The organism is Pseudomonas fluorescens (assembly GCF_018614655.1).
In the GTDB taxonomy this organism is placed as follows: Bacteria; Pseudomonadota; Gammaproteobacteria; order Pseudomonadales; family Pseudomonadaceae; genus Aquipseudomonas; species Aquipseudomonas fluorescens_BX.
Map to the genome: position 1 here is coordinate 1 of NZ_JAGGOG010000044.1, position 13,613 is coordinate 13,613.

General features: G+C 53.5%; 11 protein-coding genes and 1 pseudogene. 6 read left to right on the forward strand and 6 right to left on the reverse strand.

Annotated elements, in window-relative coordinates; all coding sequences use genetic code 11:
• Positions 1-97 precede the first annotated feature (97 nt).
• Positions 98-3,343 (forward strand): NEL-type E3 ubiquitin ligase domain-containing protein, encoded by a 3,246-nt coding sequence (locus J7E41_RS28485; RefSeq protein ID WP_214997434.1) that lies wholly within the window; start codon positions 98-100, stop codon positions 3,341-3,343.
• 57 nt (positions 3,344-3,400) lie between these two features.
• Here the strand turns inward: J7E41_RS28485 and J7E41_RS28300 are convergent.
• Positions 3,401-3,803, reverse strand: a pseudogene (locus tag J7E41_RS28300) (IS5/IS1182 family transposase); the annotation flags it as partial.
• Between the two features lie 463 nt (positions 3,804-4,266).
• Here J7E41_RS28300 and J7E41_RS27870 point away from each other — a divergent pair.
• The 3 genes from J7E41_RS27870 (at position 4,267) to J7E41_RS27880 (ending at position 5,974) form a co-directional block, all read left to right on the forward strand.
• Positions 4,267-4,473, forward strand: a complete 207-nt coding sequence (locus J7E41_RS27870; RefSeq protein ID WP_214997435.1) for a carbon storage regulator — start codon at positions 4,267-4,269, stop codon at positions 4,471-4,473.
• A gap of 830 nt (positions 4,474-5,303) precedes the next feature.
• Positions 5,304-5,585, forward strand: a complete 282-nt coding sequence (locus J7E41_RS27875; RefSeq protein ID WP_214997436.1) for a hypothetical protein — start codon at positions 5,304-5,306, stop codon at positions 5,583-5,585.
• Between the two features lie 191 nt (positions 5,586-5,776).
• A complete protein-coding gene (locus tag J7E41_RS27880) occupies positions 5,777-5,974 on the forward strand; it encodes a hypothetical protein (RefSeq protein WP_214997437.1) in 198 nt (65 codons plus the stop codon).
• Between the two features lie 1,233 nt (positions 5,975-7,207).
• Here the strand turns inward: J7E41_RS27880 and J7E41_RS27885 are convergent.
• The 5 genes from J7E41_RS27885 to J7E41_RS27905 form a co-directional block, all read right to left on the reverse strand.
• Complete coding sequence (locus tag J7E41_RS27885; RefSeq protein WP_214997438.1) at positions 7,208-7,459, reverse strand: hypothetical protein; 252 nt, start codon at positions 7,457-7,459, stop codon at positions 7,208-7,210.
• A 204-nt stretch (positions 7,460-7,663) separates the two neighbouring features.
• On the reverse strand, positions 7,664-8,095 hold the full coding sequence (locus J7E41_RS27890; RefSeq protein ID WP_251029731.1) for a DUF2528 family protein: 432 nt from the start codon (positions 8,093-8,095) through the stop codon (positions 7,664-7,666).
• Between the two features lie 626 nt (positions 8,096-8,721).
• The gene (locus J7E41_RS27895) at positions 8,722-8,973 is read right to left on the reverse strand and encodes a hypothetical protein (protein ID WP_214997439.1); all 252 of its coding nucleotides are present in this window, start codon (positions 8,971-8,973) and stop codon (positions 8,722-8,724) included.
• Between the two features lie 39 nt (positions 8,974-9,012).
• Positions 9,013-9,273, reverse strand: a complete 261-nt coding sequence (locus J7E41_RS27900) for a hypothetical protein (RefSeq protein ID WP_214997440.1) — start codon at positions 9,271-9,273, stop codon at positions 9,013-9,015.
• A 46-nt stretch (positions 9,274-9,319) separates the two neighbouring features.
• Positions 9,320-9,466 (reverse strand): hypothetical protein, encoded by a 147-nt coding sequence (locus tag J7E41_RS27905; protein ID WP_214997441.1) that lies wholly within the window; start codon positions 9,464-9,466, stop codon positions 9,320-9,322.
• Positions 9,467-10,124: 658 nt separating this feature from the next.
• Between J7E41_RS27905 and istA the strand changes: the two genes are divergently transcribed.
• Together istA and istB are read left to right on the forward strand one after the other, a co-directional pair.
• Positions 10,125-11,639, forward strand: a complete 1,515-nt coding sequence (gene istA / locus J7E41_RS27910; RefSeq protein ID WP_214997442.1) for an IS21 family transposase — start codon at positions 10,125-10,127, stop codon at positions 11,637-11,639.
• 19 nt (positions 11,640-11,658) lie between these two features.
• Positions 11,659-12,414 carry an IS21-like element ISPsy14 family helper ATPase IstB gene (gene istB / locus J7E41_RS27915; RefSeq protein ID WP_214997443.1) on the forward strand — a complete coding sequence of 252 codons (756 nt, stop codon included), beginning with the start codon at positions 11,659-11,661 and terminating at the stop codon, positions 12,412-12,414.
• The last annotated feature ends 1,199 nt before the right edge of the window (positions 12,415-13,613 follow it).

Sequence of the window (13,613 nt, forward strand, 5' to 3'; positions counted from 1 at the left end):
GGTATTCGGTACGTCGCAGCAGAAGTGGAAGTATTGGAAGGAGGGGTGGGACAGCGGTTCGGGGATGATTCCGATAGTGGGTAACCTGGGGAACGTGGTGTTTGGTATTCACGACAGCGAGTGGGGAGCCACGGCGCAAGAGCGAACAGGCGGTGGTTTCGGTGCGTTTCTGGCGGTGCTGCAACTGGCGCACGAGTTGGTGCCGGGCGGTGCTGAGGCGGAGGAAAGTACAGCGGCGGTCCGGCCGCAACCACAAGCGTATGCGTGGACGTACCGTGAAGCGGAAAGGGAGTTTTCGTTCGGGCCGCGAACAGGCGCAGCAGAACCCGAGGGGGCTGTTGGGGGCGTACAAAATACGGTGAGTGAGCCGGCGGACCGGCCGTCAGGTGCAGCAGCGGTTCTTCCGGAAGAGGTAAACGACAGGCCGGCCGTGGTGCCAGAGGACGTGCTGGGGTGGAAGCTGGCAAGCGCTGACGAGAAGGACAAGGCTGTCATCGGCCGATTGGTGAAAGAGCCGGAGGGCGGTCCCGGAAATTACGGGAAATACCGTGACCCGTTGACTCATCAGGACTATCTGCAACTGAACAGGGAATACTACCCGCTGGATAAGAGGGGCGGAGAGTACGTGATTTACGACCCGCGTCATGTTGATACAAGGCGAGTGGTCAAAGAGCAGGATGGTCGTTTGGTGGTGGCGTCGGAGCGGATGCCGGGCGGTGGGAAATGGCCCTGGTCGACAAGTCAGAAAGTCCAGTCAGAGCACGTGGCTAAAGACCCGATTGCACTCGATGACTATCTACGTGCATTTAATTTTGGAACCGGTCGTCAGGCGACACAACGCAAAGAGTTGTTGATCCAATCGCTTCTGCAAAATAAGCCTGTGCCAGATTCACTGAAGCCGTTTATACAGCCCGGTGAAGAGTGGCGGGCATACGGCACCATTGGTCTTCCGCCTGACAGTCCCACCTCTTACTCAGCCGAGTTCAAGCAGCGTGCGCTGAACGGATTCATTTTTTCTGACACGCCCGAGGGTAATGCACTGCGTGAGTGGTTTTTGCAGGACCGTTACCCTGAAGCTGATCAGCCAATGAAGAGACCGCCTGAGTGGGCAATGAAATATGCCCTGAACAGTGTGGCGTTAGATCTGTATGGTGGTAAAGAGGCAAAAGTATTAGTTTCTAAAGGCCTGTTCCCTAATGAATCGGCCGCCAGTGCCTACCTGAGGGAAGTCGACGCTCTCGCTCAGGGCGGACAATATTCCAGAAACGAGATGATTGCAGAGCGTCTGGAAAATGCCGATAACAGGATAGATGTTTCGCCTACACTTGAGAGCCTCAGCAGCAGACTTCAGCAGAGGAGAGAGAGCCTTGAGCAGAGCCTGATTGACAGAGGGACGTTTTCGAGCAAGCGGCACATTGACAACTATCTGCGGCAGTTTTCCTTTTCGAATATGGATCAGGACGTCATGGGTACGGCTTTGCTGTCAGAGCTTTTGAACGGAGAAAATGCCCCGTCTTGGGCCGGTAGTTATCACAGGGTATGGCAGGAATACCAGAGGGGGGAGTTAGATCAAGATGGGATGGACAGGCATGCCATTGGCGAATTCAACACCATAATGACTCAGGATACAACTGCAAGGGATGATATGTGGTTGAATTCACTTTTAGACCCGCGGCGTCGTTTCTGGAAATATATTCCAGCCAATGCAGAGTATATATCTTTATCATTGAACCCGGGGCGAAATACAACCATCACGCTGCCCCCGAACATGCCAAATTTGGCAAATTTACACATCAATTCTTTTCCTGGAAGTGCTGAGGTTACGGTGATTTTACCGGAAAGCATGCCGAAGGTAAGAGCATTAAGTTTGTTCAACATTAGATCTGAGCAGCCTGTACTGGTTTTGGGTGATTACCCAAAACTCGAATCACTTCACGTGGACAAAAACCCCCAAGTTACTTCAATAACCGTAACCGAGGGGTTACGCAGCCTGCAGGATATTAGAATTACTAATAATCCTCAGCTCGACGCGCTTGAGGTCAACAAATCTTTAGATCTCCGAACGCTGGTTGTGAGCGGTAACGCCAGGTTGCGACGCGTACACCTACCTGAGCCGATGCGGACCCTGCAGTTTTTGGATCTCAGTAATAATGGCTGGACGTCCATTAACGGATTGGAATCGAATGGTTTACCCTCTTTAACGCAACTAAATCTCAGTCGCAATCAGTTGTCAGACCTTGAGGGGCTGCCAGAACATCTTGGCCGGCTCCATGAGCTTGACCTGAGTAATAACCAATTCCGAAGCTTCCCTGAGCGCCTCGGGACGCTGTCTCAGAGTACAATCACCCCAGAGCGTCAACCCACGGTCATTCTTGAAAGTAATCCTTTTTCAGATGCCGTCCGCAACAACATTGAGTCTGCTGCTAATGCACCAGATTATCAGGGGCCACGGGTTATATTTTCCAGGGAACACAGGACAGAACAGTCGGTTGCCCGGCCACTTACCGCGGCGGTGTCATCCTGGTATGAAGATCCTTTACCTCTCGACAGACAGGATCTCTGGTCCCGATTTGACCAGGAAGATTCTGCAAAAGAATTCTCGGCCTTTCTGGATAGGCTGCGCGGCACACCTAACTACAACAGTGCAGAATTCCGGGCTCAGGTAAGGAACTGGCTTGAAAAGCTTGAAAATAATAAGGAGCTACGAAAAAACTCGTTCGTAGCCAGCCATTGTGCAACAGACACCTGTGATGATCGGGTGGCACTGGCGTATAACAATATGCAGCAAGTGCTTCTGCATGATGAGGTTAGAGCCGGTAAATATGATCAACATCCTGCTGAGCTCAGAGAAGTTTTGCGGGGTTTATATCGTTTGGAGCTGCTTGAGGAGATTGCACGTGAGAAAGCCTCGACGATGAGGGTTGTCGACCCCATCGAGGTTTACCTCGCTTATCAGGTTCATTTACGGGATACGCTTCAATTACCGACAGAGGTTTCGGTAACGAGATACGGGTCTGGACTGAAAGCCAGCGATTTTGCAGAGGCTGAACAGCAGGTGAGATTGACCGAAGCTAAAAAATTCAACGAATATCTGGCCAATAATGAGTCAATGCAGACGGTCCTTGAGAGGCGTTTTCCTACTGAATTTGCCCAGGTCAAGGAGGCGTTCGAGGATATTGTCTCGGACCCGGAGCTCTACAAAGCAACGATCAGTGCAGAGATGGCCAAGGAAGGTTTACCTGTTGACGATGATGCTATCCGGGAGTACGGACCAACCTTCACCAGCCACCTCACATACCAGTATTATGGGCCGCTGGTTGAAAAATTATTTTCTTTGCGCTAACTATATAAGCACTGTTAACGCTGGGCTGACAGGCAACTGGAAGGATCATCGTATATGTCAGATTTTTCTGGCTAAATGAACCTGTATTAATCGCGAAAAGTAATGTCGCAAACACCGCATGGCACAAGCCAGTGAGATCATCGCGGCGTAACTTTTCGTGAGTTTGCCGAAGGGTGTAACGACGCGGCGGTTCTGCTTGAGTCACCCGAACATGCGCTCAATGATGTTGCGCTGCCGGTACTGGGGGCGATCAAACCGTCTTGGCAAGCCCGGCCTCGGCTTGCGCTTCATGCTGCGCAGCGGGATTACCGGCTGCATCCAGTAATGATCACAGTAGCGGCGCAAGGCTGCGGCGTCATCGCCCTTGTCGTCCGCAACCAGCGGCAGCGCTTACGCGGGCGACCGTACAGGCTTGGGATGTAGGCCTCACCAGCAGAGGTTGGGCAGAAGCGATATCAGAGGTAGTGTAATTTTCATGGCGATACGCGTAAGGCTCGGCAAGTCGGGACTCGCAGCGTTGAATATCCTCAAGCTTGATGGTCGCCCCCTTAAGGCATCCGACTTTCAGGATGGATCCGTCTTGATGAAAGCATTCAGTTTTTCCAAGATGACTCGGTCCGCCAATCGTTCACTGCCAATATGAGCTCTCCGTTTTAGAATGATGCTGAAACATTTTATTTCTAGCTGATTCGGCAGCGTTTCGTGCACAGTTCAGGTGGCGGCGGCTCAATTGTTTGGGAAAGTTCAAAAACTCTAACAAGAGTTACGATAGACTTTCTCCAACGATTAGCAAAACAGCAGCGCTTGTAAGTCTCCACCCTAATTTATTACACACCCAATAGCTGAGTTAGTTTCTGCGGCGGTCGACTCCGAAACGCCCCAACCTTCCCTGGTAAGAGATCCGGTGACAGAAAGGAAAATCTATGCTGGTCATTTCCCGCAATCCAAGCGAAACCATCTGCATTATGGACGATATAAGAATCACAGTGTTGGAGGTCAAAAATCAGCAAATCACGCTGGGTATTGAGGCACCAGAGACCATAATGATTCATCGTAAAGAAGTTCCTAGGCGAATTGGAATCAAAAAAAGAGGCATATCAAAAGAAGGGGGAGACACAATAAAACAGTAATTTTGTGAACAAACTTGCGGGCTTTGGCACCCGCCCGCTCCATTGGAGGCGAATGCGCTGGTGCAAACGGTTCAGCTTGCGCTTAGTACTCCACTGCCTGAGATTTTTTAAACACGGCGAAAGCAAACTGAACACGACACCCGACCTTTCCGGCACGGTGCTGCCCAAGCGACACGCCTATCACGAACCAGCGTCGAAGAATTGGTTCATGTCCAGCGCCTCAGCCAGTGTCGGATTGTTCGGCCGATCGAATGGTCGTCCTCGACCAATAATCGGCAGGTGCACAGCAGTCGCACGGTCTACACCTCGCTGCATTTAGCACACGCCTAAACAATCAGATGATGCGGGCCTCAACCGTACGGCCTCCCCCGCCAGCGATGATGCCCCGCCACCACGACGCGGCCTAACTAGGACGATGTCCTTGCACCCTCTGCACCTGGGTCTACGCGAGGCCGGCTCGGCGCTGCAGGGTATTTTTAGTCTATTGAAACCCTGAGGGTTCCTGCAGAGGAGGTCTTTTGGCATTTTTGATCAACCGGGTACGGAATGATTACTGGATGCGAACCATTGGGCTCAGAGCTACCACGACCTCATTCCTTAGCACGGTCCGATCTAGGTAGTAAAACCTAGTTTCAAGGAAACCGACGCGTTCAAACAGCTACAAGCGACACCAATAAAAAGCGCAGTACGGTTGCGAGTCGAGGACATGATTACAGTGATCAAAAGATCGCGAAACCCAACCAAGCCCGAGAGTGGAGAAGGAGAACAAGGCATTTTTGAGGCATTTCTTAAAGACACTTTCAAAAGCGCTCAGTAGGTTTCTCTCTTAGGTGGCAGCGACGAACAGTGCGAACAATTTTTTTGCAGACCGGGAGGTAAAACAAGTGCTCATTGAACGGGAAATTGATGTTTTCACGCGCGCCGAGCGTATTTGTAATACGTTTCTGGAAGATCTTCAGTGGGTGCTTCGCAAAAGACGAGAAGATGAAATAGCGACCATTAGCCTTGTTCTCCTTAACGAACTTATGGACATGGCTGAGCGAACAGAAAATGTCGTATGGGAGACAAAATATGCTCTCAAGCGAGCGCTCGACCGGGCCAACACAGAGTGAATGATCTATTGATTCGGACACACCGTCTCGAAACGAGTCGCTGTACCAGGTCGGACCCTTTCAGTGTTGGTTTAAAAATCATTTCTTCGTACACTGAGACTCGCTTCAACGTTGAACGCAACGGAAAATTGATAATCCACACACGACAATTTACAAAAACTGGATGTCGTAAACAATGAGGAACCGCGGAAATGACGCGCGAGGAGTCAGTGGCGTTATCCACCATCCTGGCGGGATATAAATCGTGTAGCTTGGCGCTTTTGAACTGGATCAATGCGACCAAACCAACACAAATCAAAACATTTACTCGTGAACAAATAGATGAAGTCTTGGCTGTAAATGAGCGCACTCTACGAGCGATGAAAGTTCTGGAATCAATGGTCAAATAAGCGCATACACATTCATATTTCCCAGTGCCACTGAGTCCTAGCAGTCTTGCGCCCCTCCCCTACTTCAACTTTGTCTGCAGGAAACCTGAAACCGTATTAATACCTAATTTAGCGTTATGCGAATGGCCATCCAGTTGCGCAACGTCAATTGATGGGAGGGTACACAGGCCTGAAGGGACGCCAAGAAAAGCACGTATCCGTCCAAGGGTAAGTGCGCTGAACGACGCAAGGTAGCAAATAAAAAATAAATCAAGTCGATTTTAGAGGAGCTTACGACTGAGATAGAGGCAGACTGATGCCTCCTGATAGTTGTTTCTTTACACAGGGAAGAGAGTGATAAATGATAGAAATGAGAGTGAAAGTAACGTTAAGAGAGCTCAACGCCATCGAAGAAGCCGCGCAAGCCAGCCTATTTTTCGTTGAATTGCTCAAAGACTGTGTACTGGCACAAAAAAGAATCGTTCGATTTTTATCGACAAAAGGCAAATTGACCTGATGCAGCGCTCCTTTAGCTGGATGCAGGCCACCGCTGATGACGTGGCCCCAGTGCTCAGTGACATCCAAACACGAGTCAACCAGGAGATGGAAGCTATCAAGATCCAATCGCTGTAAGTTGCCTTTGTATTGGTTAGCCTAAGTCGAGTAGGATCCCGTGTAAGTCGCCACTGCCACCTGATGCCGCTGGGAAAACTCGAAAGAATGCGCTTTTACGGTCACACCTCAAGCTTCAACTGAAGCAAAGCCTGCTCTGGGGAAACCCCAGAGCAGGTACAAAGCACTACCGTCCGATGCCAAACATCTCCATCAATTTTTTGAAAAAATTGCGCACTCCCCCCCCATCCTCCGCCCGTCCGCTTTCCCGCTGCCCACACGTCTCCCTTGCAGCTTTAGTTGATATACCACCCCAGTCAACTTGCGTCCCAGCACACTTAGTTGCTAACTCGCCGCACTTAGACCGGCCTGGGGATGACGATGCTGCCTCGGCATTAGCGTAACGTGCAGTAGATGGCGCAATACCATTGACGTTCATAAACTTCTCCGTTTAAGTTAGGTCGCATACCAACCCAAAACTCTGAATGTCGGCGACCACTAGAAAATAGTGGCGCACTGATTAAAATAGTTCCAAACGAACGTAAAAATGGTGATGAAACACCAGATGTCTCTATCTATGGCGTGAATCGCCCCGGGTTTTCTAGACACTCTCCAGTCTCGTTGCTTAACGCATTTCAAACTCTACTGGTGACAGCTGATGGTTGAATTCGCCTTGGCTGCCTTGGTCGGAGTGGGTCTCTTCAAGCAGTGCCTGAGCGATGGCCGCTGGGTGAACGGACCCGACGCCAAAAGTGCCATGTCCATCTGTAACCCTGTGCCTTTGACGATGGTGTGGATCACGTGCTTTTCCTGGTTACAGTCGTAGTCTTGGCAGAACAACAGAGCATCGCCTTCTACTGGCACGATGCGACGCCGCGTTTTCAGGTTGTCCACGGTGCTTCTCGTCGTACTGAGCACAGATCGCGGTGCGGGTCGTGGCGAAGTCACCAAGGGCACAACGAAAGCTGACCAACTCCGACAATGAGTCGGGGTTATGGATTTTTCCATCGTCCTGCTGACAGGTGCCACATTGGGACGTTTCTTGGCGAGAGCCAACCTTGGGCGAATCGTTTCTGCTCAACCATGGTGTCGCACTGATCAGCCTTCATAACTCACCTCGACCAACTCAACATCGTCAAAACTGGGTGTCTCCACATCAGCAGCAATAACGCGGATACCGCACCAACCATAAGGGGATCCTAAGATCGTCTCACCCCAACCTTCCTCGTTATGAAAGCTGGTACTGACGTAATCCCCCACCGAGGTGCCGAGCAGGTTTTTCGTGTCATCGCTGAAACTGGCGCCACCCTCCAAAAAAGGTATTGACAGTGTGGATCCTGTCAAGCCGATCACGGCCTTGACGACATCCCCGTCCTCGGCTTCCAGGCGATCGTCATCTTCCGACCAGAACTGGTTGATCATCGTGGCTCGATTTTCGGTCAGGACTCGGAGGTCGACCTCAAGTGTGACCTCAAGGTCTTTCCAGGACTCTTTGACGGTGTATTGCTTGATCATCGAGTGCTCAACCATTGAGATTCTCCGTCACTTGTTCAGCAATCTCAGTTAGACCCTGTGCCCCGGCGCACTGCCGTCGGAACAATCACACTCCGATTTGGGCCGATGCAGATTTGAGCAGCAATTTTACCGTTCGGCGGTGGCACTTGCCTGAGTACCACAACGCGGCCAGCGCATTAAACGGTGTTCGAGACTGGGCGCAATTTTGCTCAGCTCTCTGTACAAAAGTTCAATGAAGCAATCCGGACCAAAGAGCTGAGTGCAGGGCGCTGCCAACAAGGTGATGGGCTGGTCGGCTCGGGGATGCCGATTGTTTTAGAAGACATAGCGCGGTTCTCTTTGAAAGCGGCTCTGGACGGTGGGTTTGGAGAGCCGCTCGGCGATGACGGCTGCGTCACGCTCGCTCAGGTCATCCATGGTTTGGGCCATGTTGACTAGGCTCCCCAAACGCAGACGTTCGTCCGGGGGGCTTGTGTACCAGATAGCCGATCAACGAGGCCCTATCACTACCGTGGCCAGCAATGGCGGTGATGGTTTAAAGGTGTGGGGGATCCACTGTGATTCGGTGGGGTGGTATCCTAGTGGTCACTGCTGCTGTGGTGCGTCGCTTTCATCGGTGTAACTCCTCGACACCGTTTCGCTCACGCTTGCCGCAATGGGCTTGCGCTAAATATCGGACGCTGTTCACAACGCACTTCAAACAATCCCAGGTCATGCCCATCCACATCGCGCATATGCACGACCGTGACGAACGTCGGTGTGTCCTCTGGGTGATCCCACCAATGTGCCGCTGCTGCCAGCTCGGCCAGTTCTTCTGGCGATCGGGAATCGATGTAACTGGACGGTAACGGCAACTTGCCGGGTAGGCCGTTGGCGCTGTATCGAATGATCATGGTTGTTCTCCGCTCAGGCTTGGCGCACCAAGTGCACGATCAGGTCGTCAGGCAAATCCGATTCTTCGTGGCCCTGCCACTGCAGAACTGCCTGAATTTGTGGCCGGGTGCCGTCATCAGCCAAAAGTATTTGGCTCCGGAGGCTGCCCGCCGCTTGAGTCGTTCCAAAAAATACGGCGTGGTGCAGCTATTGCCGCTGAGGATCTCGACCTCGAGGCCTTCTTTCAGCTCGGTCTGTATGGCCCGTAACTGCACGGTCTTGCCCGTGGCCTGTTGGCCGGTGATGACGTGGACTTGCATTTGCCTATTCCTTTTCAGTGGTGATTGAGTACATGTCGTTGAGTGTTCAGTCGCCGTCGCATGTCTTCACGAAAGCGCTCGGTTTTTTCGGTTCGTTGAGCCACTCGACGATCTCCTGCCGGCTCCAGCGGCTGAGTAGGTGCCGTACCAGGCAGTCCCGACGAAACGTTTCCTGCTCAGAAAGTCCGGTCATGGCGTTGCTCGTACATATAAAAGTCGCGGGGTGACCAGCTACGTGTGGAATAAGTGGAAGATTTCGCTGTAGCCCCCTTGTCTTGCTTGGGCTGCAGAAAAATGGCCTTCCAGTACGAATGGAAGGTGCTGGAAAGTCGGTGTGTGTATGGATCGCTGGAGTCCACGGTTTCAAAGGCCTGCAACCAGGTTGAAGAGTCAGGCAAAAAAGTGGAATGTTGGTGGGAGGAAAAACCTTCCAGCGCCTTCCTCTGACCTTCCACTGAGTGTTTTGTATAAGTTGCTGTATTCATTAGTTATTTACCATGAACTTCCATTTATTCCACACAAACAAAAGGTTAACACACAGACTCTTCAGTAAAACGCAGGCAGCACTCATTCCAGGCAACATCTAATTGCAGATCAAGGGGTTATCTGCGTTTCTGAAACAGCCTGCGGATTCCATGCGCACTTGGACACCCATTCCACGAACACTTGGACAGCGATTCCACGCTGACTTGGACACTCATTCCACGGCCACTTGGACACTGATTCCACGAGTATTTGGACAGTGATCTCTCACTGATCCACCCCATGCTCAGGCAGGCAACGACGCAGGATTTTTCACTACCATCGACCTCTTTTTTCGAAGCGAAGAGGTCGTCGTGGAGCGTTTATCCATGCGTAAAATCCGAGAGGTACTACGCCTAAAGTTCGACGCCGGCCTGTCCGTGCGCAAGATCGCCACCAGCCTTCGCATCAGCAGCGGCAGTGCCGGCAATTACCTGCATCGTTTCAACGCCTGCGGTCTGACTTGGCCGACAGCGTTGTCGGATGTTGAACTTGAACGGTGTCTGTTCCCGCCAGCGCCGATGGTTCCCAGCGATCAGCGTCCGATGCCGGACTGGGCGTGGGCTCATGCAGAGCTGCGCCGCCCCGGCGTCACCTTGGCTTTGCTCTGGCAAGAGTACCGACTCAGCCACCCACAAGGCTTTCAGTACAGCTGGTTCTGCGAGCACTACCGCCTCTGGGCCGCCAAGATCGACGTGGTCATGCGCCAGGAACATCGCGCCGGTGAAAAGCTGTTTGTCGATTACGCCGGCCAGACCGTACCCGTTATCGACCGGCAGACCGGCGAAACCCGCCAGACCCAGATCTTCGTTGCCGTGCTGGGCGCCTCCAGCTACACCTTCGCCGAGGCCACCTGGTCGCAGAAACTGCCCGATTGGCTGGGCTCGCACGCCCGCTGTTTTGCTTTTCTCGGCGGCACATCGCAGATCCTGGTGCCGGACAATCTGCGCAGCGGCGTCACCAAAGCGCATCGCTACGAACCGGACATCAACCCCAGCTACCGCGATCTGGCCGAACATTACGGCGTAGCCGTACTGCCCGCTCGCTCGCGCAAACCTAAGGACAAAGCCAAGGTTGAAGTCGGTGTGCAGGTGGTCGAGCGTTGGATCTTGGCAGTGCTGCGCAACCGCCAGTTCTTCTCGCTCGGCGAACTCAACAAGGCGATTGGTCTGCTGCTTGATCGGCTCAATCAACGGCCCTTCAAAAAGCTGCCCGGCTCGCGCCGCTCGGCCTTCGAGACCATCGACCAACCCGCGTTGCAACCGCTCCCCGAACATCCGTACGTCTACGCCGAATGGAAAAAAGTGCGGGTACACATCGACTACCACGTCGAGGTCGACGGCCATTACTACTCGGTGCCGTACCAGCTGGTGAAGCACCAACTCGAAGTGCGGCTGACCGCGCAGACCGTCGAGTGCTTCCATACCAACCAGCGCGTGGCCAGCCATCTGCGCTCGCCGCACAAAGGCCGCCACACCACCCAGACCGAGCACATGCCCAAGAGCCACCGCGAACACGCCGAGTGGACGCCGCAACGGCTGATCCGCTGGGCAGAGCAGACCGGGCCGAACACGGCCGGCGTCATCGCTCACATCCTCGAACGCCGAATCCATCCGCAGCACGGCTTCCGCGCCTGCCTGGGCATCTTGCGCGTGAGCAAACAGCACGGCGAAGAGCGGCTGGAAGCCGCTTGCCAGCGAGCGCTGGCACTGGGCGCGTGCAGCTACAAAAGCCTTGAATCGATCCTGCGCCAACGGTTGGAACGGCTGCCGTTGGCCCAGCAAAACCTGCCGTTACTGCCCGACGAACACATCAACCTGCGCGGCCCCGGCTACTACCACTGACCTGAAAAAGGAGCACTAAATGCTACCTAACCCGACGCTGGACAAACTGCAAACCCTGCGCCTACACGGCATGATCAAGGCGCTTGGTGAGCAGCACGCAACGCCCGACATCAACGACCTCAGCTTCGATGAACGCCTGGGCCTGATGGTCGACCGCGAGCTGACCGAGCGTGAAGATGCCCGTCTGACGACTCGGCTCAAAGCCGCACGACTGCGCCATAACGCCTGCCTGGAAGACATCGACTACCGCAGCCCGCGCGGCCTGGATAAGTCGCTGATCCTGCAACTGGGCAGCGGCCAGTGGCTGCGCGACGGCCTGAACCTGATCATCGGCGGCCCAACTGGCGTAGGCAAAACCTGGCTCGCCTGCGCGCTGGCGCACAAGGCCTGCCGCGACGGTTACAGCGTGCGTTATCTGCGCTTGCCGCGCTTGATGGAAGAACTGGGCCTGGCCCACGGTGATGGCCGCTTCGCCAAACTGATGGCGGGTTATGCCAAGACCGATCTGCTGATCCTCGACGACTGGGGCCTGGCGCCGTTTACCGCTGCGCAACGGCGCGACATGCTGGAGCTGCTGGACGACCGTTACGGGCATCGCTCGACGCTGGTGACCAGCCAGATGCCGGTGGACAAATGGCATGCGCTGATCGGCGATCCGACCTTGGGTGACGCGATCCTCGACCGACTGGTGCACAACGTTTATCGGATCGAACTGAAGGGCGAATCGATGCGCAGACGCGCAACGAAATTGACGGCATCGGGCACTTCAGACTAACAATGCGAACCTGCGTCGCTGCGCTCCGACTGCCTGTCCGAATGGACGTGGAATAGGTGTCCAAGTGAGCGTGGAACGAGTGTCCAAATGATGATGGGCTGGGTGTCCAAGTGTCGTGGAATCCGCAACAGCCATTGGTTAATGCTGGGTCCCTCGATGCAGAAGTGCTTCTTGGTTCGCTCGATGAACTTGTAGGTGGTGCTCTGAGGTAAAGCGCGTTATAGCTGAGCCCGTGTGAGGAGTTCCTGGCCAGACTTTCGACAGGCTTCCTGGACTCGAGTTGATACCGATCACTCCTCTTTCAGCACTGTGGTTCAGGGTTTCCTGAATCTCTTCGCGGGTGCCATCGGTATCGGTGATGGTGACGCGGCGTTCATTAAGGTACTGATAGATCTGCCAGAATGATGCCGCGTGCGGGGTGTTCCGATCGGCAACGCTGTTGTCGGTCGATCGCGCGGACTTCCAGGTGCTTGACCGTTGGCCAAGTGGATGTATTGGATGCTCCAGAGCGGGTACGCCGTGGCATGGGGGAATCCCATACCGGTTGCCTTGCTTGCCCGCGTGGCAGTGTCGCGTAGAGACCATGGACGTGGTATTGGGCTTGGTAGCCATCCTGCGGACGTTGATCATCGCCGAGCAAGTAAGAGTATTCGTGCCATCCTCACCTAGCTATTCGATGAAGAGGCGACGCAATGAAAATACCCGTCCCGACCAAACGGGCTGGGGTGTTTAGCGGACTGGGGTGTTTTTCATTTTGAGAAAAAATTTTCAGTTTTTGGAAAAGATTTGTCACGCTTGGCCCGTACCGAGGAATTGAACCGAGAATGGGAGAGGTCCGGTCTAGAGCGGCTAAAATGGAAAAACGCGGATCTGGGTGTGTTTTCCACATTTGAGCAGGTCGTCAGCACTATCTGAAAAGAGCAAGACCGTGATTACCGCGATGGGGGCTCAAGCCCATACTTGGCAAGGTTTGACAAAAATGCGGGAGAAATGTGTCGTTTCATTATTCCTCTTAGAGAGGTCGATACGACGATAGAAACTTCAGCCGTGGACCTCTCGATCTAGTGGCCTGAGCGGTTAATTCATTTTTCTACGAGCGACATATATACTATGCGCCCAATGTCATGGATTGGTTATACGCATGCCTCGGCCAGCTTCTCCCTTCGCATTAACGCCTTCTGATCTCATTACCCTGCAAG

Excerpts from the sequence above, each read along its gene's own strand:
- J7E41_RS27870 (WP_214997435.1), top strand. The coding sequence starts at position 4,267 with ATGCTGGTCATTTCCCGCAATCCAAGCGAAACCATCTGCATTATGGAC.
- J7E41_RS27880 (WP_214997437.1), top strand. The coding sequence starts at position 5,777 with ATGACGCGCGAGGAGTCAGTGGCGTTATCCACCATCCTGGCGGGATAT.
- J7E41_RS27890 (WP_251029731.1), bottom strand. The coding sequence starts at position 8,095 with ATGGTTGAGCACTCGATGATCAAGCAATACACCGTCAAAGAGTCCTGG.
- J7E41_RS27895 (WP_214997439.1), bottom strand. The coding sequence starts at position 8,973 with ATGATCATTCGATACAGCGCCAACGGCCTACCCGGCAAGTTGCCGTTA.
- J7E41_RS27900 (WP_214997440.1), bottom strand. The coding sequence starts at position 9,273 with ATGCAAGTCCACGTCATCACCGGCCAACAGGCCACGGGCAAGACCGTG.
- J7E41_RS27905 (WP_214997441.1), bottom strand. The coding sequence starts at position 9,466 with ATGACCGGACTTTCTGAGCAGGAAACGTTTCGTCGGGACTGCCTGGTA.
- istA (WP_214997442.1), top strand. The coding sequence starts at position 10,125 with ATGCGTAAAATCCGAGAGGTACTACGCCTAAAGTTCGACGCCGGCCTG.
- istB (WP_214997443.1), top strand. The coding sequence starts at position 11,659 with ATGCTACCTAACCCGACGCTGGACAAACTGCAAACCCTGCGCCTACAC.